The organism is Dorea formicigenerans (assembly GCF_025150245.1).
Lineage (GTDB): Bacteria > Bacillota > Clostridia > Lachnospirales > Lachnospiraceae > Dorea > Dorea formicigenerans.
This window is the reverse complement of sequence record NZ_CP102279.1, coordinates 30,246-56,110: the sequence shown is the minus strand read 5'-3', so window position 1 is coordinate 56,110 and position 25,865 is coordinate 30,246. Positions and strand designations below refer to the sequence as shown.

24 protein-coding genes, 7 tRNA genes and 1 riboswitch are annotated in these 25,865 nt (G+C 41.1%); of the genes, 1 reads left to right on the top strand and 30 read right to left on the bottom strand.

Annotated elements, in window-relative coordinates:
- Positions 1-473 precede the first annotated feature (473 nt).
- The 13 genes from NQ560_RS00300 to NQ560_RS00240 all read right to left on the bottom strand — a co-directional run bounded on the left by NQ560_RS00300 (position 474) and on the right by NQ560_RS00240 (position 11,478).
- Complete coding sequence (locus tag NQ560_RS00300; RefSeq protein ID WP_005331779.1) at positions 474-1,100, bottom strand: hypothetical protein; 627 nt, start codon at positions 1,098-1,100, stop codon at positions 474-476.
- Positions 1,101-1,292: 192 nt separating this feature from the next.
- Entirely contained in the window at positions 1,293-1,784 is a 492-nt protein-coding gene (locus NQ560_RS00295) for a hypothetical protein (protein WP_005331778.1), read from the bottom strand.
- A 172-nt stretch (positions 1,785-1,956) separates the two neighbouring features.
- Complete coding sequence (locus tag NQ560_RS00290) at positions 1,957-2,262, bottom strand: hypothetical protein (RefSeq protein WP_005331776.1); 306 nt, start codon at positions 2,260-2,262, stop codon at positions 1,957-1,959.
- A 47-nt stretch (positions 2,263-2,309) separates the two neighbouring features.
- The gene (locus NQ560_RS00285) at positions 2,310-2,807 is read right to left on the bottom strand and encodes a hypothetical protein (RefSeq protein WP_005331774.1); all 498 of its coding nucleotides are present in this window, start codon (positions 2,805-2,807) and stop codon (positions 2,310-2,312) included.
- Positions 2,804-3,340 carry a hypothetical protein gene (locus NQ560_RS00280; RefSeq protein ID WP_005331772.1) on the bottom strand — a complete coding sequence of 179 codons (537 nt, stop codon included), beginning with the start codon at positions 3,338-3,340 and terminating at the stop codon, positions 2,804-2,806. Before NQ560_RS00280 ends, NQ560_RS00285 begins: the two co-directional genes overlap by 4 nt.
- An 84-nt stretch (positions 3,341-3,424) precedes the next feature.
- Positions 3,425-3,871 carry a hypothetical protein gene (locus NQ560_RS00275; protein WP_005331770.1) on the bottom strand — a complete coding sequence of 149 codons (447 nt, stop codon included), beginning with the start codon at positions 3,869-3,871 and terminating at the stop codon, positions 3,425-3,427.
- A gap of 748 nt (positions 3,872-4,619) precedes the next feature.
- Positions 4,620-5,477 (bottom strand): YitT family protein, encoded by an 858-nt coding sequence (locus NQ560_RS00270; protein WP_005331767.1) that lies wholly within the window; start codon positions 5,475-5,477, stop codon positions 4,620-4,622.
- Between the two features lie 105 nt (positions 5,478-5,582).
- Positions 5,583-6,452, bottom strand: a complete 870-nt coding sequence (gene sdaAA, locus NQ560_RS00265; protein ID WP_005331765.1) for an L-serine ammonia-lyase, iron-sulfur-dependent, subunit alpha — start codon at positions 6,450-6,452, stop codon at positions 5,583-5,585.
- Between the two features lie 2 nt (positions 6,453-6,454).
- On the bottom strand, positions 6,455-7,126 hold the full coding sequence (gene sdaAB / locus NQ560_RS00260) for an L-serine ammonia-lyase, iron-sulfur-dependent subunit beta (RefSeq protein WP_005331763.1): 672 nt from the start codon (positions 7,124-7,126) through the stop codon (positions 6,455-6,457).
- 12 nt (positions 7,127-7,138) lie between these two features.
- On the bottom strand, positions 7,139-7,975 hold the full coding sequence (locus tag NQ560_RS00255; RefSeq protein ID WP_005331761.1) for a YitT family protein: 837 nt from the start codon (positions 7,973-7,975) through the stop codon (positions 7,139-7,141).
- Positions 7,976-8,018: 43 nt separating this feature from the next.
- Positions 8,019-9,410 (bottom strand): aminopeptidase, encoded by a 1,392-nt coding sequence (locus NQ560_RS00250; protein WP_040015362.1) that lies wholly within the window; start codon positions 9,408-9,410, stop codon positions 8,019-8,021.
- A 68-nt stretch (positions 9,411-9,478) separates the two neighbouring features.
- Positions 9,479-10,156: a GntR family transcriptional regulator gene (locus tag NQ560_RS00245; protein WP_005331758.1), complete on the bottom strand. Its 678-nt coding sequence runs from the start codon at positions 10,154-10,156 to the stop codon at positions 9,479-9,481.
- A 158-nt stretch (positions 10,157-10,314) separates the two neighbouring features.
- Positions 10,315-11,478, bottom strand: a complete 1,164-nt coding sequence (locus NQ560_RS00240) for a DUF819 family protein (protein WP_005331753.1) — start codon at positions 11,476-11,478, stop codon at positions 10,315-10,317.
- 165 nt (positions 11,479-11,643) lie between these two features.
- Here NQ560_RS00240 and NQ560_RS00235 point away from each other — a divergent pair, with 165 nt between their 5' ends.
- The gene (locus NQ560_RS00235; protein WP_005331751.1) at positions 11,644-12,687 is read left to right on the top strand and encodes a M42 family metallopeptidase; all 1,044 of its coding nucleotides are present in this window, start codon (positions 11,644-11,646) and stop codon (positions 12,685-12,687) included.
- 109 nt (positions 12,688-12,796) lie between these two features.
- Here the strand turns inward: NQ560_RS00235 and sdaAA (NQ560_RS00230) are convergent, their stop codons facing one another.
- From sdaAA (NQ560_RS00230) to NQ560_RS00150, 17 genes are all read right to left on the bottom strand, one after another.
- The gene (gene sdaAA / locus NQ560_RS00230; protein ID WP_005333849.1) at positions 12,797-13,666 is read right to left on the bottom strand and encodes an L-serine ammonia-lyase, iron-sulfur-dependent, subunit alpha; all 870 of its coding nucleotides are present in this window, start codon (positions 13,664-13,666) and stop codon (positions 12,797-12,799) included.
- Position 13,667: 1 nt separating this feature from the next.
- Entirely contained in the window at positions 13,668-14,342 is a 675-nt protein-coding gene (sdaAB, locus tag NQ560_RS00225; RefSeq protein ID WP_005333847.1) for an L-serine ammonia-lyase, iron-sulfur-dependent subunit beta, read from the bottom strand.
- A 20-nt stretch (positions 14,343-14,362) separates the two neighbouring features.
- Complete coding sequence (gene lpdA / locus NQ560_RS00220; protein ID WP_005333846.1) at positions 14,363-15,769, bottom strand: dihydrolipoyl dehydrogenase; 1,407 nt, start codon at positions 15,767-15,769, stop codon at positions 14,363-14,365.
- A 131-nt stretch (positions 15,770-15,900) separates the two neighbouring features.
- Positions 15,901-16,899 (bottom strand): lipoate--protein ligase, encoded by a 999-nt coding sequence (locus NQ560_RS00215; RefSeq protein WP_005333844.1) that lies wholly within the window; start codon positions 16,897-16,899, stop codon positions 15,901-15,903.
- A 63-nt stretch (positions 16,900-16,962) separates the two neighbouring features.
- Positions 16,963-18,396: an aminomethyl-transferring glycine dehydrogenase subunit GcvPB gene (gene gcvPB / locus NQ560_RS00210; RefSeq protein WP_005333843.1), complete on the bottom strand. Its 1,434-nt coding sequence runs from the start codon at positions 18,394-18,396 to the stop codon at positions 16,963-16,965.
- Positions 18,397-18,399: 3 nt separating this feature from the next.
- Positions 18,400-19,710, bottom strand: coding sequence for an aminomethyl-transferring glycine dehydrogenase subunit GcvPA (gene gcvPA, locus NQ560_RS00205; RefSeq protein WP_005333842.1), 1,311 nt, complete (start codon positions 19,708-19,710; stop codon positions 18,400-18,402).
- 25 nt (positions 19,711-19,735) lie between these two features.
- Positions 19,736-20,113 (bottom strand): glycine cleavage system protein GcvH, encoded by a 378-nt coding sequence (gene gcvH / locus NQ560_RS00200; RefSeq protein WP_005333840.1) that lies wholly within the window; start codon positions 20,111-20,113, stop codon positions 19,736-19,738.
- A gap of 51 nt (positions 20,114-20,164) precedes the next feature.
- Entirely contained in the window at positions 20,165-21,256 is a 1,092-nt protein-coding gene (gene gcvT / locus NQ560_RS00195; RefSeq protein ID WP_005333839.1) for a glycine cleavage system aminomethyltransferase GcvT, read from the bottom strand.
- Between the two features lie 53 nt (positions 21,257-21,309).
- Positions 21,310-22,551, bottom strand: coding sequence for a serine hydroxymethyltransferase (locus NQ560_RS00190; RefSeq protein WP_040015547.1), 1,242 nt, complete (start codon positions 22,549-22,551; stop codon positions 21,310-21,312).
- A gap of 106 nt (positions 22,552-22,657) precedes the next feature.
- A riboswitch (glycine riboswitch) is annotated at positions 22,658-22,768 on the bottom strand.
- Positions 22,769-23,031: 263 nt separating this feature from the next.
- Entirely contained in the window at positions 23,032-25,020 is a 1,989-nt protein-coding gene (locus NQ560_RS00185; protein ID WP_005333833.1) for an acyltransferase family protein, read from the bottom strand.
- 143 nt (positions 25,021-25,163) lie between these two features.
- Positions 25,164-25,236 (bottom strand) — tRNA-Lys (locus NQ560_RS00180).
- Positions 25,237-25,268: 32 nt separating this feature from the next.
- Positions 25,269-25,341 (bottom strand) — tRNA-Phe (locus NQ560_RS00175).
- A 30-nt stretch (positions 25,342-25,371) separates the two neighbouring features.
- Positions 25,372-25,445 (bottom strand) — tRNA-Met (locus tag NQ560_RS00170).
- A gap of 28 nt (positions 25,446-25,473) precedes the next feature.
- Positions 25,474-25,546 (bottom strand) — tRNA-Thr (locus NQ560_RS00165).
- Positions 25,547-25,563: 17 nt separating this feature from the next.
- A tRNA-Tyr gene (locus NQ560_RS00160) sits at positions 25,564-25,645 on the bottom strand.
- A gap of 34 nt (positions 25,646-25,679) precedes the next feature.
- Positions 25,680-25,752, bottom strand: a tRNA-Val gene (locus NQ560_RS00155).
- 4 nt (positions 25,753-25,756) lie between these two features.
- Positions 25,757-25,830: transfer RNA gene (locus NQ560_RS00150), tRNA-Asp, on the bottom strand.
- Positions 25,831-25,865: the final 35 nt, after the last annotated feature.

Below are 25,865 nucleotides of genomic sequence, written 5' to 3'. Positions count from 1 at the left end.
ACTGCTTTAGAGCTGATAAGCCATGCCAGCTCTATTCCGCTCCGCTTCATATCGCTGTGGCTAAACGCCCTATACAGGAAAGCAGGATGCCCTGTCTGCATGCAAGCATGCACACCGCATCCTGCTTTCCTGTGCATGGCTTATCAGGTGTACAAAAATAGAGACCTTTATTGCACACCAAAAATATGCAATAAAAGTCTCACCATTTCATTACGATACGGATGATCACTCATCGTACTGACGACATCGCAAACGCCTGATTTTCTACTTTGCAAGACTGACAGGCGCCAGTTACTCCCTTTTATTAATGTTAATATAGTCGATTCCTTCGAATCTGTCAACGGGGTTTTTTACCTTTCCATCAAAAAATCTATAACATTCTGATGTATAATTCCATCTCTTGAAAAGATAATATACTATTCTTTTTATAATCTTATTTCATTATACTAGAATAAGATTATTTTTTCTTTCTATTACTTTTTTTTATTGCAGTTCTTCTTCTCTTTATTTCTTTTCATTTGCTTCAGATAATATAATTTACATATCTCATAAAGAGTGTATACTGCATTTTCGTCTTCACATAGACTCCCGTCAATCAATACATCTTTTATAACTTCTCCAGTTTCTACCACTTTAACTGTCGCAATTTTTCTTTTCCTTTTTTCATACCAGCTTACAATTGTACATGTTCCTATTTCTGTTGGATCTGAATTATCGGACGATATAAGGTAATATTTCAGATTATACCCGGTCAGCTTCTTATAGCGCTGTCTAAAGCTTTTATTCTCCATCCGTGATTGAAGAAAAGAAACAATTCCTTCCGAGATTACTAAATATATAATTCCTATTATAGTACCTACATACTGCCCCCATAATAATGCAACAAATATAACCACAATCGTATATACAACAAATCCTATACTCTGTATTATTGTTGAATAATACATCTCTTTTGGAATATCTTTTAAACGGGTATCTACTTTTTTAAATAGAAATTGAACTTGGGCAGGTGGCTTAATACAATCTTCTCGTGGATAATCCTTTACAACTCCCTGATGGTGTTTAGGATTTACATCATTTATTGTTGACTCTACACCCATAAACACCAAAACCCAAACCACGTATGCAAAATTTTAAAATATAAAAAAAGAAATATTTGTACAAAAATGAAAATAATTTCTATTATAATTCCAATCATATTACTTACTGGCTAAATCGTTCTTTAAGCCGCTCCTGTTCGCTTATAAATTTAATTATCGGTCTATTTTTAGACTTCGACTGTATAATCTTTTCTATGGGTGTTCCCTTGTTTCAGCATAATCTTCTAACACATAATCCGCATAATTAGTTGCCTGACGTTCTTTCCCTATAGGGGTTAATTTTATTGAATTAATCCATTGAAAATAATGTGTCAACTCGTGTGCCATACACAGCAGTATATTTGTCAGCGCACCATCCTTCCCCCATTTCTTGCATAATTTTTCATAATCTCCTGCTGCCAGACGTATGTATGGTTCAATCGTATAGTCATCTGGCATACACCAAAATATTCCACAACATTTGTCTCCATCCATTGCTATTATACGCTCACGTGCCTTTACATATATGACCACTCGAATCGGGAAAAAATATTCTCTTCTTAAAAAAACTGCAAATTCCTTACATGCTCTGCGTACCTCGCTATCTACCTCTTTATCAAACCGTAACCTCAGTCCACACCGATGGCCACTTCTTTCCAAATCTATATTCTTTTCCCAATCATCCAGTGTCCATATATGCCACATCGTTTTATTTCCCCCTTTCTGAATATCTTTTTAGATTCCGTTTTTAGTAAAAAATTTAAGGATCTAACTTTTCAACTTTTACAATTATCGACGTACGATCTTCATAAAATATCCTATACTTTACTCCTTCCTCAAAATCATCCGGATAAATCTTTTTCTTCGAATGTGAATCCTAAATAAATTCTGTTATCCCCTCATTATCTTTAAATGAATACTCCGTTTCCCCATATGTCCTATAATGGTTCAATCCGTCATAACTTCCCTCAAAATATTTAATTTGGGGATGTGTGGTTACATATGTATAATATAACACAGTACTTATTGATAGAATTATACATAATACTCCAAATAATAAATCTATCATCTTTTTTTTCTTTTTTTTCAACGGAAGACTTGCGATGATAATAAGAATTCCCCCAATACCAAAAAATAAACCTTCATTTCTCATCGATTGATAAATTCCTGTCAAATTATACATACTTTTTCCCCTTGCTTTTTATCATTCGTATCTTCTAAATCCAATATTTAGACAGAAAAATAATCTATATGCGAACGCAAAAGAACTGTATACCCATTTCTTTTTTCAGTAATCTTATCAATTACTTTTATACTCACTGTTTCTTCCGAAATCGACTCTAGAATCCCCTTAAACTCTTCATCCTTATCTCTGACCAATATCATCTTTTTATTAGTGAAAATCCATCTTAAAAAATACTCTTTCACAGAAGTTTCTTTTATATCAGCACCACCAAAAATTTTCTTATACTTCTGTTTTTTATTATTCATTAAAATTTTCAGCTTTTGTATATAATCGGGTTTATACATCACTCCTGTTACCTTATCATTTGTCATGTATATATATCCTGTTTTCATTCCCCGATAATCAACATTGCAAAATATAATTCCTTCCTCATCACAACACTCTACATAACCAACTAAATAATCATCTGCCGGATCATTTCGCAATCCAATACAAATCATTTCCGAATTTTCACATGCATTTTTGATATCCCCATCTATCATTGTTCATTCTCCTTGTACCTCAATACAATTTCTGCATCTCTCGCCCTTTTTGAATCAACATGAATATACTGCGCTTTCGTGACATCTACAAATGAGTTCCCCGCTTCAAAAACAGCTTCATACACATCTACCTGAGCAATCTGGCTGCCCTGAGCATTTTTCAAATATCCTTCCACTTCCATATCACTGTCCGCAAAATATATAGAAACTATCTTCTTCTCACAAAAGGCCCAATTTAATAAATTTTTCAAAAGTGTATCTTCTTTTTTCGGAAACATTAATTCTTCATGATATTGATTTTTTGCCTGATATAATCGTTCAATTTTTTCCTCATAACTTGATTCATAATCAATTCGATAAATGCCTTCCCATTGGAGATACAGATAACCGTCACTCTCTCCTTTATCATTTATTTGTGCAATAATAACCTCTTCTTCATTGCGCATAACGATTTTTCCATAAATGTAGTCTTCATCTATATCTTCTGAATAAATTGTAAGAACTACATTCAACGGCACTTCCTGAAATATCATAAATTACACCCCTCTTCTTTTTACTTCTGTACATAAAAGAACGACCGGTAGACAAGCCACTCCTTTTCGCTTTTATTTTTTCTTTTAGAAGTATCGCTCTCCTTCATACTCCATAGCAAAAAGTTTGCCCTGATCATCATATAAGAAATCCAGTCGTGTTCCATCGCTGCTCTTCTGTGCAAGAATAGATGTTCCGTTTGTGTAGAATTGTGTTGTTACTCCGTTTACCACTTTTCTGATACGAATTCCATCTGCATCATAACTGTGACTCTGTGTCACACCATTTCCTGTAATCTTTTTCAGTTTGCGGCCCTGCTCCCATTCCATAGTCATTCCGCGGTAACTAATTGGATTACCCATTGCATCATAGCGGATCTTCTGACCTCTGTACTCAGTAAGCTGATCTTTCCATGCACTGTTTCCGTAAGTATAAGTTTCTGTAGTTTTTGCTGTACCAGTCACTGTATCAGCTTCTGTATAAGCATAGGTCTTACAGGTTGTAATATTGCTTCCGGCATCATATGTATACACAATCGTCTGATTCTGCCATCTGTTATCCTCTCGAATCAGCTGATCCAGCTCATCATAGAAATATCTTACTTTGCGGACTTTACTGCTTTCGTTTCATTTGTGCATGTTTCCTGGTATCCAACGTGATTCTGATGAATGGAATCGCATCTATAAAATAAGAACTATTGTAGAACGTTCCATCAAGCACTTCAAAACCAATATGTGTATCGCTGGTAGAAAGACCAGAAACCATACCACCACAAAAGCTGATGTTTTCCTCGCTGGCATTGCCAGCCAGTTAACCGTAATCGTTGCATATGCAATGAATTGTCCACAGTACATTAGAAGCCTGAAACCTTTAGTTTCCTGAAAAAATATTTAATTGTCATAATACTTATTTGGGCTTATTAAAATACGCCCAAAATCTGATGTTCTATGTCAATTCAGAAACATTTCTGAATACTGACCCTTTTTTTCTCCTTATATAGGGGAGAGTTATCCACAAGTGCTGATAAAACCATTTATCAATTACCTATGAACATTTTATACAATTTTGTCATTTTCATTCAACCAATACTTATTTCCCTTATTTAGCATGACACAATTGAATATTTTCGACATTTATGGCAGAAATATTCAATATCATTGTACATCTTTAAACTATAAAAACAATATGTTCAAGCTTAATATTTACAAAAAGCAGGTGAATGAAAAGTCACAAATCCTCTTCATTCACCTGCTTTATTTTCATACTCTAACCACGATTTTCCTACATCGTATTCCGGAATCCTTTTCCGATGATCTCACTACTGTTCGTGATCATCATAAATGCATGCGGTTCCACGCTTCTTACGAATTTCCGGAGCTTCAGCGCCTGGTCACGATTCACAACTGTCATGATAACTTTCTTTGGCTCGTGTGAATAAGAGCCTTCTGCCGACATAATGGTCGCACTGTGATTCAGCTCTTTATGAATATAATCGCAGATTGTATCAGCATTATCTGACACGATTGTAAAATATTTACACAGGTTCAGACTCTCAATTACGGAATCAATGAAAAATGATTTTGCAAGGAATCCGGCAAATGAAAACAGTCCAACGGTCGGATTATATACAAAGAAAGAAATCAAAACAACTGCGAAATCTACAAGCAGTAACGCCATTCCGATTGACACGCTGGTATACTTTTTTAATATCAAAGCAATAATATCGGTTCCTCCGCTGGACGCATCCATGAAGAAGAATATCGCGGAACACACTGCCAGCAGCATAAAAGAAAATACAAGCTCCAGCACCGGCTGGTTCGTGATTGGCTTGTCTATCGGATACACATACTGCGCAACTTCCAGCACACCACTGAATACGATACTGACATAGAAAGACCGCATTGCAACTTCCTTTCCCAATATTGGAAATGCAATCAATAACAATAACATATTGATTACAAATGTGTACGTACTGGCAGAACCGCCAAACATTCCACTTAAAATAACTGCAAAACCGGCTACACCTCCGAAACTAAAATGGTTCGGAAACTTAAATACATAGTTCGCCAGTGCAAGTACGACTGCCCCCACAGTCAGTATACTGTATTTTTTAATCGGTCCCATGTGCTCATCTAACATAATTTATCCCCTCTTTACCTTACTCATGACACTTGATTGTTTATCTTTGTTATAACATACTCTCCTAAAAAAAGGAATGCCCTCCGGCATTCCTTTTCGTAATATTTACATTCCAAGTCTCTCTGCAATCTCAAGACCTTTTGGACTTGTCGCAACACCGCCCATACTTGTCTCCCTAAGTGTCACATCCATCTTCATACCAACTTCGCCCATTGCATCAATAACCTGATCTAACGGAATATGGCTGATGATTCCTGCAAGTGCCATATCTGCCGCAGCCAATGCATTGACTGCACCGCCAACATTTCTCTTTACGCATGGAACCTCTACAAGTCCGGCTACCGGATCACAGACAAGTCCCATCAAGTTCTTCAATGCCATCGAGCAGGCGTGTGCCATCTGTTCCTTACTTCCTCCGCGCACACCACAGATTGCTGCGGCTGCCATTCCGGAAGCTGAACCTATCTCCGCCTGACATCCACCAGATGCTCCGGCAAGTGATGCACGATTTGCAATGACCTGTCCAATTCCCGCTGCCACATACATGGATTGAATCATAATTTCTTCTGATACTCCATATTCTTTGTAATAAGTGACAAGTACTGCCGGCATAACCCCACACGCTCCGGCAGTCGGAGCTGCGACAATTCGCTTCATACATGCGTTATTACAACCCATTTTTAATGCATTTGCGATAACCTTTGACACAAAATCTCCGCATAATGGCTTTTCATTCTCCCGATATACATCCATCTGCTTACCTTCACTTCCTACAAGCCCGCTTCTGGATACTGCTTCCGGATCATATGCCTCCACACTTTCTTTCATTCTTGTCCACATTAAAGTCATCTGCTTCCAGGACTCTTCTTCACTGATTCCATTTTCTTCACAATCTTCAAGCTGGACAGCTTTCCAGAACTCCACGCCATCTTTCTCACATCTTGTCATAATCTCATCCACTGCCTGATATGCCATAATTATCGTCCCTCCTCCAGATTCAGAGATATTACTTCCAGAATATCCTCTTTCTTTTTCAGTTCATTCACTACATTTTCCGGAATGAACTGATCTGTCTCTACGACCATGACTGCACTTCCACCTCTTTTATGGCGAAATACCTGCATCGTTGCAACATTTATCTTCTCATAGCTAAGTGCCGCGCTTACTTCCGTAATACATCCCGGCCTGTCCATATTTCGAACAATCAGTGTATTGCTCTCACCACTAAAATCTACCTCGATCCCATCCAGAACACTGACACGGATTCTTCCTCCTCCAATGGAGTATGCCTGCATGACCATTTTTTTATCCGCATCATTTTCCATAATGATTCGTGCTGTATTCGGGTGTGCCCCTCTGATTTCTTTCTTATCAATGACAAATTCCATGCCATTTTCCTTTGCGACTGTAAAACTATCTGGAATTCGAAGATCATCCGGCTTCATCCCAAGAAGACCCGCGATGATTGCCTTATCCGTCCCATGTCCTTCTCCAGTTGCTGCAAATGAACCATGAAGATATACAATTGCTTTTTTCACCGGCTCCCCAAAAAGTTGTCTGGCTGTATATCCAATTCGCACCGCTCCTGCTGTATGGGAACTGGACGGACCGACCATGACCGGTCCCAATATATCAAATATGCTGCTCATCGCAAGCTCCTCCTATTCTATAAATCCTTTACCAATAATCTCGCTGCTGTTAGTAATCATCATAAATGCGTCCGGATCTACTTTGTGAACATAGTTCCGGAGATTTCTCGCCTGTTCGCGTTTTACAACTGCCATAACTACCTGTTTGTTATCTTTCGTATATGCGCCTCTTGCATCGTAAATCGTCGCACCGTGATTCAACTCTGCATTAATGTAATTGCAGATTGGCTCTGCATTTTTGGAAATGATTGTAAAATATTTACATAGATTCAATGTCTCAATGACCGTGTCAATAAAAAATGACTTCGCAAGGAATCCGGCCAGTGAGAATAACCCTACAGTTACACCATACACGAAAAATGCCACAATGACAACTATGAAATCTACGACCAGCAGCGCTGTTCCGATTGAAACATTGGTATACTTTTTTAATATCAAAGCAATAATATCCGATCCCCCGCTGGATGCATTCATGTTGAAGAAAATTGCGGAACATACTGCAAGGATCATAAAGCAAAATACAAGTTCCAACACCGGCTGATTTGTAAGTGGCTTTGACATCGGCCACACATACTGTATGACTTCCAGTGTTACACTGTACAAGACGCTCACATAGGCAGACTGCATTGCCACTTCTTTTCCCAACAATATAAATGCAACTACAAGTAAAAGCATATTAATGACAAATGTATACGTGCTCGCAGAGCCTCCAAGCAGACCACTCATAATCACGGCGATACCGCTGACCCCACCAAAACTAAAGTGATTCTGAAATTTGAACATGTAGTCCGAAATTCCCAATACAACAGAACCAACTGTCAATATTCCATATCTTTTCACTGCTTCCATCTCATTTTATACCCTTTATTTTATACTTTATGTTTCATACTTTTTATTTCATATCTTTTAAAAAGGCTTTGTATCCGCGGTATACTTCGTATATATCAGATTTACTTGTCACTTCGTATGGTGCATGCATGGACAGAACTGCCACACCACTATCAATAACGCTCATTGCTTTATTTGCCATGACGTAGGCGATGGTTCCACCGCCGCCCTGGTCGACCTTTCCAAGTTCTGCGGTCTGAAAAGCAACATGATTGTTGTCAAATACATTTCTTACTTTCGCAACATACTCTGCGTTAGCATCACTTGTTCCATTCTTTCCACGGCTTCCTGTGTATTTATTCAACACAAGTCCTCTCCCGAAATATGCTGTATTCTTCTTCTCGAATACTTCCGGATAAAGCGGATCGTATGCGGCACTTACGTCAGAAGATAACATACAGGAATTGCGAAGCACTCTTCTTACTTTCACCGGGCTATCCTCCCCTGTCAGTGCCAGAACCTCTGCGACCATATCCTCGAAGAAGCTTGACTGCATACCGGTCGCTCCCATATTTCCAATTTCTTCTTTGTCCGCAAGAATACAGCAACCTGTACGCTCCGGACTTTCTGCCTCAAGCATTGCAAAAAGTGAAGTCAGAGCACATACCTTATCGTCCTGTCCATATCCTAGAATCATACTTCTGTCAAATCCACAGTCCCTGGATTTTCCTGACGGCACAATTTCAAGCTCTGCAGAGAGGAAATCTTCCTCCTCTATATCATAGGCTTCTTTCAGATAACAAACTACCCACGCGCGTACTTTTTCTTTCTCATCTTTATCTGCATTTTTTACTGGTTTTGTTCCAACCAGAAGATCCAGACCTTCGCCCTCAATCACGATTCTTGCTTTCTTTTCAAGCTGATCCTGGGATAAATGTATCAGAAGATCAGAAATTACGAATACCGGGTCATCTTCCTTCTCACCGATAACGACCGGCACGACTGTTCCGTCTTTTTTCACAACAACGCCGTGAATTGCAAGAGGAATCGTCACCCACTGGTATTTCTTCACACCGCCATAGTAGTGTGTGTCCAAATATGCCATCTGTGTATCTTCATATAATGGATTCTGTTTTACATCTAGTCTCGGTGAATCCACATGTGCACCTAGAATGTTCATTCCCTCTGTCAGCGGTTTTGTTCCGATGTGGAAAAGTGCCAGCGTCTTCTTCATATACTGTGCATAAACCTTATCCCCGGCTTTCAGTGTCACGCCCTCACGGATACAGTCCTCAATATTCTGATATCCATTTTCCGCTGCCATCGCGATGGACAGTGTCACACATTCTCTCTCCGTCTTGGACTGATCCAGACATTTTCTGTATCTGACTGCCAGTTCCTCCAGTTCTCTTTCCTGCTCTTCCGTATAGTGTTCCCACATATTTTTACGTTCCATACTTAAACCTCCACAAAAAAGATGCCGTCCCCCCATGGACCGGCATCTTTCATTCAATTCATATACTTCTACACTTTATATTTAAAACTTTCGTCTGACATGGATCCCTCTTTTATCAGACGCTTTACTGTCTTCATATAATGCTCCGAAATTGCGTTGCAGATTGTCTCTTCGTCTTTACTCCTAAATACATTCAAAAGTCGTTCATGAATATCATGCTGCCGGTTTGCCGCTTCCTTCCGGTCCGAATTTCCGGCAAAATAGCAGACAATATTGCCGTAATTCAATTCGGTCCAGGCTTTCAGAAGTCTGTTCAGACCTGCTTTTTCGACGATTACTTGGTGAAACCTACAATCACAATCTACAAGATCCCCTAAATCATCCTCACCAAAAATCTTCATCTCTTCCACGATGGATTCCATCTGTGCAAGATCTTCATCGGAAAGCTGTCCCTCATATGTTCGAACTGCTACCTGCTCATAAGTTGCACGAAGCAGATAGATTTCATAAATATCTTCCAATGTAACCTGCTTGACCGAACATCCAACATTTCTCACATATTCTACGAGTCCTTCCTGTTCCAGCTGACGCAAAGCTTCTCTGATTGGTCCTCGACTTACTCCAAGTTCATCGGACAGGTTCTGCTCTACGATTCGCATTCCCGGTTCATATTCCCGGTTCAAGATTTTCATCCGAATTTCATCTACAACATTTTCTCTCAATGTACGATATCTTAATTTTGCCATATGATTTCATTTCCTTACTACATATAATATCATTCTGCTCCCAGCAGTTGTTTTCATACAATGCGCAATATTTTTGATTTCTTTAATCATAGCATAACAAATGTAGAAAAGGAAACTCTTTACTGATATTTTTTTGCTATATACTGCCACTTACAAGCCTATAGGCCGCATATAGCCTTAACCACATAGGCGACAAATATTCCGACATAGTTTCCACATGCTCCGGCGATAACTCCCATGATCAATCCGACATTAATCAATGATTTCCAGTTTCCACCTGCTGCTGTCAGAGATGCTGTCGGTCCGTCTACGATACATCCTACCATAGAAAGAAGTACATACTCGTATTTGATCTTGAACAAACGGCAGATTAGGAAATGTAATACTGTACATCCGATTAACATCAGGAATACATATAATGTCATCATAAATGCTGATCCTACGAACTCTCTTAAATCTACTGCAAATCCGATTGTTGCAAGGAAGCACAGGGAAATGAAAAGTCCAAGGTCCAGGTTACCACGAAGTTTCTTCACTGGTTTTAACTGTGCAAGACAGATAGAAATTGTTGTAACCATAAGGAGTCTTCCTGCTTTCCAGAATGTATCCGGGAAAATGCGCTGTGCAATTGCTGTTGTAATAAATGCTACACCAAATCCGATTGTAAGAAGCCATGCTATATCTTTGATGGACCATTCTTTATCGGACATCAGTGGCTTATGCTCACCTTCATCAAGCTCTTCCTCTGTAAATGAGTATGGCCATAATTTATTCCATCTCTTAGAAGCTTTGAAAATAGCCGGTGCTGCAAACATCAGAACCATCAGTGGTGTAGATACTACATAGTCTGCTGCATTTGCTGCTGCAAGTGTCTCTCTTGAACAGTCAACTCCTGTCGCAATTGCCGTTAAGTTCGGTGTTCCTCCTGTGTATGTTCCTACGAACATTCCTGCACATTTCCATCCTTCTGTAATCTGTGGTGCAAAGATGATACCAAGACCAATTGCCACGATACATACGGAGAAGATTGCAGATACTAAAGCAATAACCGGCTGACGATTCAGCTTCTTAAGCTCTGTCACATTCATGCTTAACAGACAGATGGAAATTCCTGCCTGTACACAATAAGTAGAAATTGAGCTGTACAAATCATGTGATATCGGCACAACATGTGTGTTAGAAAGTACGATTCCGATGATTACAACTGTCAGTACTGGTCCCAGTGAACGGAATACCTTGTACCTCTGAAGCCAAAGTGCGAATGCTACCATAAGTAAAATTACAAATAACAGACCCTCTGTACTTGAAATTAAAGTTTTCATTTTCTTTTGTTCCTCCTTGGTTTACTCAAGTCTTACAATTTTACTATTAAGACTTGACAATTTGTTTTGTTTATTGTAGATTGTTAACAATAGGATTTGTGGTTTAAATATACCACGGTGATTGACAAATTGCAATAACAACTTTTTAATATTGGAGGTTTTACTATGAATTTTGAACAATATCAGAATTATCTGATCGACACAGCAACTTCTCTTCTGTCCATCGACAGTACCAGTGGATTTACAGCAAAAGTAACTGACTATTTGATTGATACAGTAAAAGAACTGGGGTATCCTGTTTATAAGAACAATATTGGTAATGTTATTGTAACCGTAGAAGGTAAAGATGACTCTGAACCAGTCGCCTTGTCTGCACATGTAGATACACTTGGACTTATGGTTCGTTCTATTACATCTGACGGACAGCTTATGCTCACCTCCATCGGCTCTCCACTACTTCCATCACTTGACGGTGAGTATTGTAATATCCACACAAGAGGCGGAAATGTTTACACCGGAACCATCCTTTCTCTGTCACCGGCAGTCCACGTATTTCCGGATGCTTTTTCCCGAGACAGAGATGAACAGAATATGGCAGTCCGCATTGACGAGATTGTACATTCGAAAGCAGATGTCGAAGCACTCGGAATCCATGCTGGTGATTTTGTATGCTACGACCCAAAGACAACATTTACAAAGAGCGGATTTTTCAAATCACGCTTCATTGATGATAAAGCTTGTTCTGCACTGGAACTCACACTTTTAAAAATCATGAAAGACTACGACATAAAACCAAAGCATAAGACATATATCTGTTTCTCTACACATGAAGAAATCGGATACGGCGGAGCTACTCTTCCAAAAGATATCAAAGAACTTCTCGTTGTAGATATGGGCTGTGTTGGTCTTGATCTGACATGCACGGAAGAGCAAGTATCTATCTGTGCAAAAGATTCTTCTGGTCCTTATGACTACGAGATGACAACCAGACTTGTAAACCTTGCCAAGAAGCATCATATCGACGCTGTAACAGATATCTATCCGCGTTACAGTTCTGATGCATTTGCTGCATGGAAAGCTGGTTATGATACACGCGCCGCCCTCATTGGACCGGGCGTACATGCTTCCCACGGTATGGAGCGCACACACATCAAAGGACTTATGGGAACCTTAAAACTTTGCGCCGCATATCTCGAGCTGATTCCATAAAAATCGGCAATATAAAATAGACGTTTTCATTTCCCTATTGATAAATCTTATAGAAAAAAAGCTGTCTTACAAGGCAGCTTTTTTTCTATATCTTCACTCATTATTTTCACTACAGTCCAAGTGACTCTGCAATTTCTAATCCTCTTGGACTGACAGCAACTCCACCAAGACTTGTCTCTCTGAGACTTACATCCATTTTCATTCCAACTTCGCCCATTGCATCAATAACCTGATCTACTGGAATCTGGCTGATAATTCCAGCCAGCGACATATCTGCTGCCGCCAGTGCATTGACTGCACCGCCTACATTTCTTTTTACACACGGAACTTCTACAAGCCCTGCTACCGGATCACATACAAGTCCCATCAGATTCTTGAGTGCCATCGCACAAGCGTGCCCCATCTGAACAGCACTTCCTCCTCTGACTGCACAGATTGCTGCCGCTGTCATTCCAGATCCTGAACCAATTTCTGCCTGACAGCCTCCAGATGCCCCAGCCAGAGATGCTCGGTTTGCAATGACCTGCCCGATTCCTGCCGCTACATACATAGCTTCGATCATACAGTCTTCATCTACTCCATACTCTCTACAATACGTCACAAGAACCGCCGGCATCACGCCACATGCCCCGGCAGTCGGAGCCGCTACGATTCTTTTCATACAGGCATTATTGCAGCCCATTTTTAAAGCATTTGCAATAACTTTTGATACAAAATCACCACAAAGCGTATTTTCCTTTAGACGATACTGATCCATAAGTCCACCTTCTTTTCCTACAAGACCACTTCTAGATCGTTCACAAGAATCATATGCATCTACGCTTTCCTTCATCCTAGTCCACATCAAAGTCATCTGCTGCCAAGATTCTTCTTCCGTAATACCATTTTCCTCACAATCTTCAAGCTGAACTGCTTTCCAAAAAGGAATGCCCTCTTTTTCACATCGCTTCTGTATTTCTTCCACTGACTGATATGCCATGTTAAGCCCCCCTTTCTTCAAGATTCAATAATATTACTTCCAGGATATCTTCTTTCTTTTTCAATTCAACTGCAACATTTTCCGGTATTGACTGATCGGTCTCTACGACCATAACTGCACTGCCTCCACGCTTATGACGAAATACCTGCATCGTCGCTACATTAATCTTTTCATGACTTAATGCTGCAGTGACCTCCGTGATACACCCTGGTCGATCTATATTCCGGACGATCAAAGTATTACTCTCACCACTGAAATCTACTTCAATTCCATCCAAAATACTGACTCGGATCCGTCCGCCTCCGATAGAATACGCCTGAATCGTCATCTTTTTCCCCAGCTCATTCTCCATGATTACTCTGGCTGTATTCGGATGTGCATTTTTTAATTCTTTATTGGAAATGGTGAATTCCATCCCCGCTTTCTTTGCTTCTTCAAATGCTGCCGGAATTCTTAAGTCATCTGGTTTCATCCCAAGAAGTCCGGCGATAATTGCCCGATCTGTACCATGTCCCTTTCCTGTAGCGGCAAATGATCCGTGTAGATAGACTTCCGCCTTTTTCACAGGTTCGCCAAAGAGCTGCCTGGCCGTGTAACCGATCCTGGCAGCTCCCGCTGTATGGGAACTAGATGGGCCGACCATGACTGGTCCTAAAATATCAAAAATACTTCCCATATATCTGTTCCTTTTCTCAATTATTTCTTTTTCTTAGGCATTACATGGATAGCTCCACCTTCGATTTCTTCCAATGCCTCTCCGATTCCTTCATTATAGGTCGGATGTGCGCGCATTCCTTTCAGGAGCTGTGATACTGTCAGCTTATTTGCTACTGCAGTTACAAACTCACCAATCATATCAGTTGCTCTTGCACACATCATCTGTGCCCCGACAATCACGCCGCTCTCTTCTTCTGCAACGATTTTAATAAATCCCCGCTCCTCTTTTGTGATGAGAGATTTTCCGTTGGCACTCATAATGAACTTACCAACTTTGACGGAGATACCTTTTTCTTTTGCCTCATCTTCTGTGATACCGACAGATGCAATCTCAGGATCTGTGTACACACAACCCGGAACTACATTGACATCTACAGACACTTCTTTTCCGGCAAGCTGCTCTGTAACCTGGATTCCCTGTGCACTTGCCGCATGCGCAAGCTGTGCTCCAAAGATCAGATCTCCGATTGCATATACACCCGGAATACTTGTCTCAAATTTTTCGTTTACAACAACACGTCCTCGGTTCATCTCCGGAGTCGCATCCTCTGCGAATAATCCGTCTGTGTTCGGGCATCTTCCTACTGCACAAAGTACATACTGAGAAGTTACACTCTCTTCTTTTTCTTTCTCTACATATTTACAAATGTACTGGTCTCCGTCTGCTTCTACACCCTGTACAGCAGCTGCTGTGTGAATATCAATGCCACGTTTTTTCAAAATCAATTTCAGATTCTGAGAAATCTCCTTATCCATATTCGGAAGAATTCTCGGAAGTGCCTCAAGAATCGTCACCTTACAGCCAAGTTCTGCGTAGACCGTTGCGAATTCCACACTGATAACTCCGCCACCGATAATTGTAAGGCTCTCCGGCACACTCTTCATACGGAACAGTTCATCACTGGTCAGGACTCCCGGAAGATCCATACCCGGAATCGGCAGGATCAACGGCTTAGAGCCTGCTGCCAGAATAATATGTTCTGCCTCCAGAATCTTCTCTCCGTCTTCAGACACAACTTTTACTTTCTTATCTGGAAGAAGGGTTCCTTTTCCGGCGATCTGGTCAACTTCGTTGCCCTTAAACAGCCCTTCCACACCGGAAACAAGCTGCTTTGTTGTCTCTTCTTTATATTCAAATATTTTTTCAAAATCAAATGTTACATTTTCTGCATGGATACCAAAGCGCTCACACTCTTTTGCGCTTCTGTATACTTCTGCTGCATGAATCATTGCTTTTGCCGGAATACATCCACGATTCAGACATGTTCCGCCTGCTTCTCTTGCCTCAATAACAGCTGTTTTAAATCCAAGCTTCGCTGCTTTAATGGCTGCCACATATCCTCCCGGTCCGGCACCGATCACGATTACATCATATTTCTCGCTCATACTGATGTCCTCCTGTAATTATCCACAATACTGCCAAATGGCAGTGTCTTTTTCCACAACTTCTTTCATATCTTTCCACCTTGTTCAACTGGATGTAACACTTAAATTGAATTCGGAAAGACATTTTTCTGCTAGAGTTCTTCCTCTTTTATCCACTCGATAATATCTGCTATCATCTCTTCTTCCTGCTTGTCCTCGGCCCAGTAAAGACTAAGCTCTGAGCAAATATTCTTCTTATGATAACGGATACCTTTTAAATACTTCGGAAGCTTCTCGATTGTCATAGGTTTCAGCGAATCCGAGTACACATTGACATCAGAGATTTTTCCTTTATCCACCTGGAACTGAATATTCATCTGCCCCCACGAAAATCTCTTTGATATCTCATACTGGAAATCAATTTTCCGTCCATAGCGCCAGTCCCAGGAAGAAAAATGTTTCGTCCGCTGTTCGATTTCTTTCTGATCCAGATCTTCCATCTTACACTCTTTCGATGTCAGACCATAAACTTCTTCAAATGCTTCACGAAGTGCTTTTTTCAATGCTTCCAGTGTAAGATCCGGTATGTAATCCACCAGATTAGTCACTCTTGATTTTACAGAGTCCACACCTTTGGACTGTAATTTTTCCTTTGATACAGTCAGATATTTGGAAAGCATCTCTTTGTTAACATTCATCATCAATGTTCCGTGATGATAGCAATGCTGCTCCTGCTCATAAAATGCATTTCCGGAAAATTTCTTTCCATCAATCAAAATGTCATTTCTTCCGGACTTCTCCGCTTTTGCACCTAACTTTTGCACTGCTTTGACAATGACTTCCAACTGTCTGTCAATGCTATAATTTTCTTTTGACACGAGAAATGTGAAATTCAGATTTCCCAGGTCATGATATACCGCTCCGCCACCGGAAAGACGACGTGCCAGATGTCCTCCATTTTCCTCAAGACTATCAACTTTACATTCTTTCCAGGCATTCTGATTTCTTCCGATTACAACGGTATTCTGATTCTGCCACAAATATAAAATACACTCCTGAGGTTCACAGTGGAGGAGTAAATACTCCTCCACTGCAAGATTTTTATATGGATGAAACTGACCGCTCTCAATGTAAGTAATCTTCTCTACCATATGCGATCCCCTTATCCTATTTTCAAATAATATCTTTCGCTTTTATTTACACTACTTCTGAAATTACGCCTCAAAGTTATACTTGAGTACCGGATGTCTTGCTGCCTCTACCTCATCCATTCTTGTGACCGGTGTTGTCACTGGTGCCTGAAGCAGGCTTTCCGGATTCTCAAGCGCGTCATTGTAAAGCTTACGAAATACCTCAATTGCATGATCCAGTACTTCTTTTGACTCTGTCTCTGTCGGCTCTACCATCAGCGCTTCATGTACGATTAATGGGAAGTACATTGTAGGCGGATGGATTCCGTTATCCAGAAGTCCTTTTGCGATATCCATTGCAGATACGCCTGCTTTCTTCTTAAGATCTTCCAGACTCATAACAAACTCATGCATGCATACCTCATCATATGCCATTGTATAGAGGTCTTTTAACTTGTTCATCATATAGTTCGCATTAAGGACTGCGTTCTGGCTTGCCTCCGGAATTCCTTCTTTTCCAAGTGTCATCAGGTACGTCAGTGCTTTGACAACTACAAGGAAGTTTCCGTAGAATTCTTTCATCTCACCGATGCTGTGCTCTGCTTTCTCCATTGCCAGAGCCCCTTCTTTTTCTACCACTCTGTAGGATGGCAGGAACTGCATCAGCATGCTCTTGCAGCCAACCGGTCCGCTTCCCGGACCGCCTCCTCCATGAGGTGTTGAGAATGTCTTATGAAGATTCAGATGAATAACATCAAATCCCATATCTCCAGGTCTTACAGTTCCCATAACTGCATTCAGGTTTGCTCCATCGTAATAGCAAAGACCACCGCATTCATGTACGATTTCTGTAATTTTTAAAATATTTTTGTCAAACAATCCAACCGTGTTCGGATTGGTCAGCATCAGTCCGGCAGTATCTTCCCCACAAGCTGCCTTTAACGCTTCAAGGTCTACTCCTCCGTCCGGTGCAGATGCAATGCTGACCACTTTATATCCTGCCATTGTCGCACTGGCCGGGTTTGTTCCATGTGCAGAATCCGGTACGATAATCTTCGTTCTCTTATCGTCTCCTCTGCTCTCATGATATGCCTTAATGAGCATCAGACCTGTGAACTCTCCGTGAGCTCCTGCTGCAGGCTGAAATGTCATACCGTCCATTCCTGTGATCTCGCACAGATATTCTTCGGATTTTTTCAGAACTTCCAGGCATCCCTGTACAGAATGTTCTGGCTGCAGCGGATGGATCTGGGTAAATCCCGGCAATGCTGCCATATCTTCATTAATTTTCGGATTGTACTTCATCGTACAAGATCCAAGTGGATAGAATCCATCATTGACTCCATGGGATTTCTTTGCCAGTTCTGTATAGTGTCTGGAAAGGTCATTCTCAGACATTTGCGGAAGGTGAAGCTCTTTTTGTCTTGCATCCTTCTCGCCAGGTTTTTTGATTTCTACATCGCAGGCTGGGAGCATGCTCATGCCCCGTCCGGCTCTGCTTTTTTCAAATACTAACATGCTCTACACCTCCTTTAAAATACGGACAACTTCATCCATCTCTTCTTTCGTGTTCATCTCGGTACAGCACCATAATACTCGGTGGTTTCCAAGTGGATATCCTCCCAGAATTCCATGCTCTTCCAGCGCCTTTAATGCCTCGCAAGGACATTTTTCAGATACAGTTACAAATTCATGGAAGAATTCTCCCTTATTCTCTACTTTAAATCCGATTTTATCAAGCTCTGCTGCCAGATAATGTGCTTTGGAAGTAGACTGAAGCGCTGCTTCTTTGATTCCTTCACTTCCCATAGCTGACATGTACACGCCAACTGCCAGCGCGCAAAGTGCCTGATTGGAACAAATGTTACTGGAAGCTTTTTCTCTACGGATATGCTGCTCTCTTGCCTGAAGTGTTAATACATATCCGGTCTTTCCATTGTGGTCTTCTGTCTGACCGACAATTCTTCCCGGAAGCTTTCTCATCATGCCTTCTGTGGCTGCCATAAATCCTAAGTATGGTCCTCCAAATCCAAGTGGAAGTCCCAGTGGCTGTCCATCTCCAACTGCCACATCTGCACCGTACTCTGCCGGTGTCTTAATGATTCCAAGGGAGATTGGATTTACGCCCATGATATATTTTGCCCCGGCACCATGAGCAATTTCCCCAATTGCCTGTGCATCTTCCAGATTACCGTAATAGTTCGGATGCTGGATGTAGACACATGCTGTCTGCTCATCAATATGCTCTTTTAAGTAGTCAAGATCTGTCACTCCGTCTTTTTCCGGAATGACTTCAATCTCCATTCCATTTCCATGACAATATGTCTGGATCGTTGCCAGTGCATCCGGCAGGATTGCTGCTGATACGAATGCTTTCTTGCGCTTTCTCTCCTGGCACATTGCCACACCTTCTGCTACCGCCTCGGCACCATCATACACGCAGGCATTAGACACGTCCATTCCAGTCAGATCACAGATCATTGTCTGATATTCAAAAATGGACTGTAAGATTCCCTGACTGATCTCTGCCTGATACGGTGTATATGCTGTCAGCAGATTTTCTTTTGAAATCACACTGTTCACTATGGATGGAATAAAATGTCTGTATGCTCCTGCACCTCGGAAAATGGTCTTGAATACCTGATTCTTTGATGCGATATTTTCCATCTCTCTGCGGACTTCCAGTTCTGACTTTCCTTCCGGAATATTCAGTCCGCCTTTGATTTTAACCTCATCAGGAATATGTGCGAACAGATCCTCGATAGAATTGTATCCGATTTCTTTTAACATTTCCTGACGTTCTTCTAACGTATTCGGTACATAGCTTCCCATATGCCGTCCACCTCCCGTCTTTGTCTTACTGCTCGCTTGCTACAAATGCCTCGTATTCTGATGGGGATAATAATTCCTCTTTCTCAGATACTTCTTTTACTTTGATAAACCATGCATCATATGGTGCTCCGTTGATAGATTCCGGTGCATCTAAGAGCTCCTCGTTAATCTCACACACAACTCCGGAAACTGGTGAATATACATCAGAAACAGCCTTTACAGACTCAACATCTCCAAATGCCTCACCAACGGATACGCTGTCTCCCTCTTCCGGAAGATTTACAAATACTAAGTCTCCAAGCTCAGACTGTGCGTAGTCTGTAAGACCAATTGTAACAACATCTCCCTCTTCTTTTACCCACTCGTGTGATTTTGCATATAATAATCCTTCTCTGATTTCCATCTTAATAATCTCCTTTTTTATATATTCTCTTTTTTAATCCTTCACTAAAACTTATTTTGCTCTCTTGTAGAATGGCAGTGCAATGACTTCTGCCTCGACTTTACGTCCTCTTACATCTACTTCTACTTTATTACCAATCTCTACACTTCCGGCATCTACTAATGCCATTGCGATTGGATATCCCAGGAATGGACAATGTGTTCCGCTTGTTGTATGTCCGATTTTCTTTTCTCCAACATAGATATCCTGATGTTCACGGATAATTCCTCTTCCGGTTACTTTGAGTCCGATTCTTGTAATCTTCGGCTCACCACGCTCTTCCATGGCTTTCTTTCCGATGAAGTCTTCCTCTTTTCCCATCTTGACTGCAAATTTCAGGCCTGTCTCAAGTGGTGATATTTCATCATCCATCTCATGTCCGTACAGCGGCATTGCTGCTTCCATACGAAGTGTATCTCTGGCTCCAAGTCCACATGGAATCAACCCTTCGTCTTTTCCGGCCTCTAAAAGTGCATCCCACATTTTCTCAGCATTTTCACTTGCCAGATATAACTCGACTCCGTCCTCTCCTGTGTATCCTGTCTTGGAAATGATACATGGGATTCCAGCTACCTCTGTATCGAATACTGCATGATAATATTTCTTTGGAATGTTCTCTTCTGCCGTTAATTTCTTCAGGATCTCCATTGCTTTTGGTCCCTGAAGTGCAATCTGCCCATACTCAGAAGATGCATCTGTAAATGTGACCTCTCCGAATTGATGGTCTAACATCCACTGATAATCTTTATCTTTGTTCGCCGCATTTACTACGATAAAGTAATCATTATCTCCACGTTTGTATACAATCAGGTCATCTACCGTTCCACCATTCTCGTTACACATCGGGCTGTATCTTGCCTGCCCATCTACCATGTTGGTAAAATCATTTGTCAGCAGCTTCTGCAGGTTTGCAAGTGCATCTTTTCCCTGGCACAATACCTCTCCCATATGAGACACATCGAAAAGTCCTGCTTTTTCTCTAACTGCCATATGCTCTGTGATAACACCTGTTCCATACTGTACCGGTAAGAGATATCCTGCAAATGGAACGATCTTACCGCCTGCTTTCACATGCGCACCATAAAGTGGTGTTTTTAACTCCATATCATATCCTCCTTCTTGTTTTTAATAGGGACGTTAATTATAGGTACATTAATTTATTCATATAATGGATATTTCTTGCAGATTTTTGTAACTTCATCTCTGATTTCATCTGCCTTTGTCTCAAAGTCTGTCACTGTCATCTTGATCAGTTTTGCGATTATCTTCATATCCTCTTCCTTCAGTCCTCTTGTTGTAACTGCCGGTGTACCAATTCTGATTCCACTTGTTACAAATGGGCTTGCCGGATCATTTGGTACTGAGTTCTTATTGACTGTGATGTAAACCTCGTCCAGTCGGTTCTGAAGTTCTTTTCCGGTAATGTTCATGTTCTGAAGATCTACTAACATCAAGTGGTTATCCGTTCCACCACTTACCAGATTGAAGCCTTCTGCAATCAATGCATCTGCAAGTGCTTTCGCGTTATTCACTACCTGCTTCTGATACTCTTTGAACTCTGGTTTCAATGCCTCTCCGAAGCAGACAGCTTTTGCTGCAATAATATGCATCAGCGGACCCCCCTGAGTTCCCGGGAAGATTGCTTTGTTAATTGCTTTTGCATGTTCTTCCTTACACATGATCACTCCGCCTCTTGGTCCTCTCAGTGTCTTGTGCGTTGTCGTTGTAACTACATCTGCGTATGGAACCGGATTCTGGTGAAGTCCTGCTGCAACCAGTCCTGCGATATGTGCCATATCTACGAAGAGATAAGCGCCAACTTCTTTTGCAATATCTGCAAAGATATCGAATCGGATCTCTCTTGGATAAGCGGAAGCTCCTGCAACAATCATCTTCGGCTTACATTCATGTGCAAGTTTTCGAATCTCATCGTAATCCAGTACTCCGTCATCATTGATGTTGTAAGGAACAAAATTATATAAAATACCGGATTGGTTTACCGGTGATCCATGTGTCAGATGTCCGCCGTGTGCCAGGTTCAGTCCCATTACTGTGTCACCCGGTTTAATCAGTGCCTGATATACTGCATTGTTTGCATTTGCTCCTGAATGTGGCTGAACACATGCATGATCACAGCCAAATAATTCTTTTAATCTCTCAATTGCCAGATTTTCAACGATATCTACATTCTCGCAGCCCCCATAATATCTCTTGCCCGGATATCCTTCTGCGTATTTATTTGCCGGTACAGTTGCCATAGCCATCATCACTGCCGGGCTGATAATGTTCTCAGATGCAATCAGCTCCAGGTTTCTTCTCTGGCGTCCAAGCTCCAACTCAATTGCTTTTCCAACCTCTTCGTCATAGTTCTTCACATAATCTGTTACCTGTTCAACCATGTTCATTTTCTAATCATCCTCCAAATTTCCCCAAAAATTTTTAAAAAAGGGTACAAAAAAAGCAGGTAAAAAATAATTTCTTAACAATCTTAAGACTAATTATTTTTTATCTGCCTCTGTCCTTTCACCTGAAAGATTACTTACCGGTCTTCGCGTGTATGGCAGGTAAGTTACTTCTTCGGTACAATCCCTTCCATTGTTCTCCAGAGTGTTGTCCAGACCCGTTCCTTTTGCCTGAGAGTTTCTGCTTGCCCCTTCGGCTCCAGTCTATCATTCCATGTGTCGCGTCTCACATGATAGTGGTATCTCACAAGTCCTTCCTTCAACTTAACCTCAGAATACAGCTGTCTGATAATAAAGTCAAGCGTTAAATATTTTTCTTACTTGTTAGAATTCTATCAGTGATTATCGTTAAATATCTGACACCGTATTTACAGCCTTTACGCCAGTTTTACATGCGTTTTTCTCAGTAAATAACAACTATTCTGTACTTGTATCTGTACGATTGTCATTGCTACTATCCGTATTGGAATCTGTACTACTGGCATTACTGCTGTCCGTACTTGTATCTGCACCACTGCTCAATCTTGACTTAGGAATTTCGATATTCTCTTTCTTATATGCAGCCAGTACAGCCTCCTTGATACATTTTGCATATGCTTTCGCACCTGCCGGGAGCAAATGTGTATCGTCTGCATCAAAATACTCATCATGACCCTCGCTTGCAGCATACCAGTCGATCAGATATGTATGATTATTTTCTTCTACAAATTTTTTTATCTTGCTGTTGCTTTCCTCTTCGAACGTATCATGCGGAATCCGGACTGTTGTCAGAAACAATGGCATATCCTTTCCTATCTTCTCCCGAATATCTTCAAGTTCACCATTGATCGGACTGTTCGAAAGTGATGCAAATATTACGCCTTCTCCTTCCCATTTCTTTTCGTCAATGTAGGAATCAAGAACTTGTTTACCAAGTGATGTAATCCGTCCGATTTTTGTATCACTGACGCTGTTGGGAAATATTTCATAAAAATCATCTGTCACATCAACTGCAATAGAATCTCCGATGAGCAGGAGATTTAAACCTTCCAGAATCTCATCATCTGTCAGATCAGCCGTACAGATGGTATCATCACTCTCTGAGCCTTTCGCGTTCTGCTTTGCGAGTTGTTCTTCCGTCATCTTACCTGTCTCTTCTGCCTTTGCCTCACGTTTTTGCAATGTATCCAATGCATTTTTCTTCGGCACGAATACCATACAAAGTATCAGTGACACAGTCAGTACAAATGTACCTGCCATTACCTTCAAACTTCTTCTTGCCACCTGTACCTGACGCTTTTTCTCCTGTCTGGATTTCGGTCTGCTTCTTAAAATGTTCAAATATTCCCCAATAATACCATGGCGGATCGGCGTCTCGATAAAACGATAAGAAAGCTCTGCCATGACAACACTTAATACAATCTCAATTAATGTAATCCACCAGGATGCCTTTATCCCCTTACTGATTAACAAAATGATTGGATAATGCCACAGATATATGCTGTATGAACGATCCCCAATCCATTTCAATACTGGGTTACTTAAGAATCTGCTAAGCCAGGTCTTTCGTCCTGATACTGCATAGACCATCAATACGGTCAGAATTGTTCCAACAAATTGTCCTCCTCTGTACCAAAAATTACTGGAACCATTGATTGCTATCGTCATCACAAGCAATGCTGCAAAAGACACACTGCCCAAGACCATATTGACACTTGCCGAAAGTCTTCTTGGAACCATCCGGTACTCCCACAGAATTGCAAGTAATGCACCGAACAGAAGAGAAAATGCTCTCGTGTCTGTCCCATAATATACCCGGCTGGCATCCTGCTGTGGATCAAATAATACAATCATCAAAATAACTGAGATCAGCGCCAGCAACAACGTTACTCCGGCAAACAAAAGACCTCTCTTTGCCCGTCCCTCTCCTCTGCTTTTTGCTAACTTATAGATTCCCAGAAGAATCAATGGATATATCAGATAAAATTGTGTTTCAATCGCCAGTGACCAACAATGCGTAAATGGGGATGGTACTCCGGCCGCTTCAAAGTAAGATACCTTATTAAAAATCTGCCACCAGTTATTAAATCCCAGAACAGATGCCAGGAAATCCTTGCAGCCCTTTGTAAAAATAATCCTGTTTACGACTGCGCTGACAAATATTATAACAACTGCCATTGACATGACTGCAGGAACAAGACGCCTGATACGTCTCAACCAAAAGTTCTTCAAATCTATTGTTCCTTCTTCTTCCACTTCGGAAATCAGAATACCTGTAATTAAATATCCTGATAAAACAAAAAATACTGTCACACCAAGAAAGCCGCTCTTAAATAAAGCCAGCTTCAAATGATATGACAGTACCATAATAACCGCAATTGCTCTTATGCCATCAAGCCCTGTGATGTATCTTCTCTTTTTCCCCATAACTCTTCATCCTCATTTGTACTTTTTATTGTTTAGCTCATAACTTCTGTTGCCTCTCCTGTCGTCTATAATATCTCTTATACATAATATTAAATAAAAGTACAAAAAAAAGCAAGAACCTTTAAAGTTCTTGCTTGTCTACATGAGCGTGCGGGGATTCGAACCCCGGACAACTTGATTAAAAGTCAAGTGCTCTACCACCTGAGCTACACGCCCGTTTCTTCCATTATGCATATCATAAAGGAAAATGCCCAGAACCGGAATCGAACCAGTGACACGAGGATTTTCAGTCCTCTGCTCTACCAACTGAGCTATCTGGGCATTCATCACATCAGCTATTGCCAATGTAAGTTGCGGGGGCAGGATTTGAACCTACGACCTTCGGGTTATGAGCCCGACGAGCTTCCAGACTGCTCCACCCCGCGATATTAAAATTTCTCTTTAAAAGAGTTAAGCCGATGATCGGACTCGAACCGATAACCTGCTGATTACAAATCAGCTGCTCTGCCAATTGAGCCACATCGGCGCAAGCCTTTAGGCTAATGGGTGGAGGTGGATTCGAACCACCGAAGCATTAAGCAGCAGATTTACAGTCTGTCCCCTTTGGCCACTCGGGAATCCACCCATATTCAATATAACTAACAACTTTTAAGTTGTAATGGGACCAATAGGGCTCGAACCTATGACCCTCTGCTTGTAAGGCAGATGCTCTCCCAGCTGAGCTATGATCCCATAACGACCCAGAAGAGACTCGAACTCTCGACCTCCGCCGTGACAGGGCGGCGCTCTAACCAACTGAGCCACTGGGCCTTATGAAGGATGTACCTTCAAAATCGCATATAAGA

What these genes read in the sequence shown, in the direction of transcription:
- NQ560_RS00300 (WP_005331779.1), bottom strand. Translation starts at nt 1,100, where the DNA reads ATGGGTGTAGAGTCAACAATAAATGATGTAAATCCTAAACACCATCAG.
- NQ560_RS00295 (WP_005331778.1), bottom strand. Translation starts at nt 1,784, where the DNA reads ATGTGGCATATATGGACACTGGATGATTGGGAAAAGAATATAGATTTG.
- NQ560_RS00290 (WP_005331776.1), bottom strand. Translation starts at nt 2,262, where the DNA reads ATGTATAATTTGACAGGAATTTATCAATCGATGAGAAATGAAGGTTTA.
- NQ560_RS00285 (WP_005331774.1), bottom strand. Translation starts at nt 2,807, where the DNA reads ATGATAGATGGGGATATCAAAAATGCATGTGAAAATTCGGAAATGATT.
- NQ560_RS00280 (WP_005331772.1), bottom strand. Translation starts at nt 3,340, where the DNA reads ATGATATTTCAGGAAGTGCCGTTGAATGTAGTTCTTACAATTTATTCA.
- NQ560_RS00270 (WP_005331767.1), bottom strand. Translation starts at nt 5,477, where the DNA reads ATGTTAGATGAGCACATGGGACCGATTAAAAAATACAGTATACTGACT.
- sdaAA (WP_005331765.1), bottom strand. Translation starts at nt 6,452, where the DNA reads ATGGCATATCAGGCAGTGGATGAGATTATGACAAGATGTGAGAAAGAT.
- sdaAB (WP_005331763.1), bottom strand. Translation starts at nt 7,126, where the DNA reads ATGAGCAGCATATTTGATATATTGGGACCGGTCATGGTCGGTCCGTCC.
- NQ560_RS00255 (WP_005331761.1), bottom strand. Translation starts at nt 7,975, where the DNA reads ATGGAAGCAGTGAAAAGATATGGAATATTGACAGTTGGTTCTGTTGTA.
- NQ560_RS00250 (WP_040015362.1), bottom strand. Translation starts at nt 9,410, where the DNA reads ATGGAACGTAAAAATATGTGGGAACACTATACGGAAGAGCAGGAAAGA.
- NQ560_RS00245 (WP_005331758.1), bottom strand. Translation starts at nt 10,156, where the DNA reads ATGGCAAAATTAAGATATCGTACATTGAGAGAAAATGTTGTAGATGAA.
- NQ560_RS00240 (WP_005331753.1), bottom strand. Translation starts at nt 11,478, where the DNA reads ATGAAAACTTTAATTTCAAGTACAGAGGGTCTGTTATTTGTAATTTTA.
- NQ560_RS00235 (WP_005331751.1), top strand. Translation starts at nt 11,644, where the DNA reads ATGAATTTTGAACAATATCAGAATTATCTGATCGACACAGCAACTTCT.
- sdaAA (WP_005333849.1), bottom strand. Translation starts at nt 13,666, where the DNA reads ATGGCATATCAGTCAGTGGAAGAAATACAGAAGCGATGTGAAAAAGAG.
- sdaAB (WP_005333847.1), bottom strand. Translation starts at nt 14,342, where the DNA reads ATGGGAAGTATTTTTGATATTTTAGGACCAGTCATGGTCGGCCCATCT.
- lpdA (WP_005333846.1), bottom strand. Translation starts at nt 15,769, where the DNA reads ATGAGCGAGAAATATGATGTAATCGTGATCGGTGCCGGACCGGGAGGA.
- NQ560_RS00215 (WP_005333844.1), bottom strand. Translation starts at nt 16,899, where the DNA reads ATGGTAGAGAAGATTACTTACATTGAGAGCGGTCAGTTTCATCCATAT.
- gcvPB (WP_005333843.1), bottom strand. Translation starts at nt 18,396, where the DNA reads ATGTTAGTATTTGAAAAAAGCAGAGCCGGACGGGGCATGAGCATGCTC.
- gcvPA (WP_005333842.1), bottom strand. Translation starts at nt 19,710, where the DNA reads ATGGGAAGCTATGTACCGAATACGTTAGAAGAACGTCAGGAAATGTTA.
- gcvH (WP_005333840.1), bottom strand. Translation starts at nt 20,113, where the DNA reads ATGGAAATCAGAGAAGGATTATTATATGCAAAATCACACGAGTGGGTA.
- gcvT (WP_005333839.1), bottom strand. Translation starts at nt 21,256, where the DNA reads ATGGAGTTAAAAACACCACTTTATGGTGCGCATGTGAAAGCAGGCGGT.
- NQ560_RS00190 (WP_040015547.1), bottom strand. Translation starts at nt 22,551, where the DNA reads ATGGTTGAACAGGTAACAGATTATGTGAAGAACTATGACGAAGAGGTT.
- NQ560_RS00185 (WP_005333833.1), bottom strand. Translation starts at nt 25,020, where the DNA reads ATGGGGAAAAAGAGAAGATACATCACAGGGCTTGATGGCATAAGAGCA.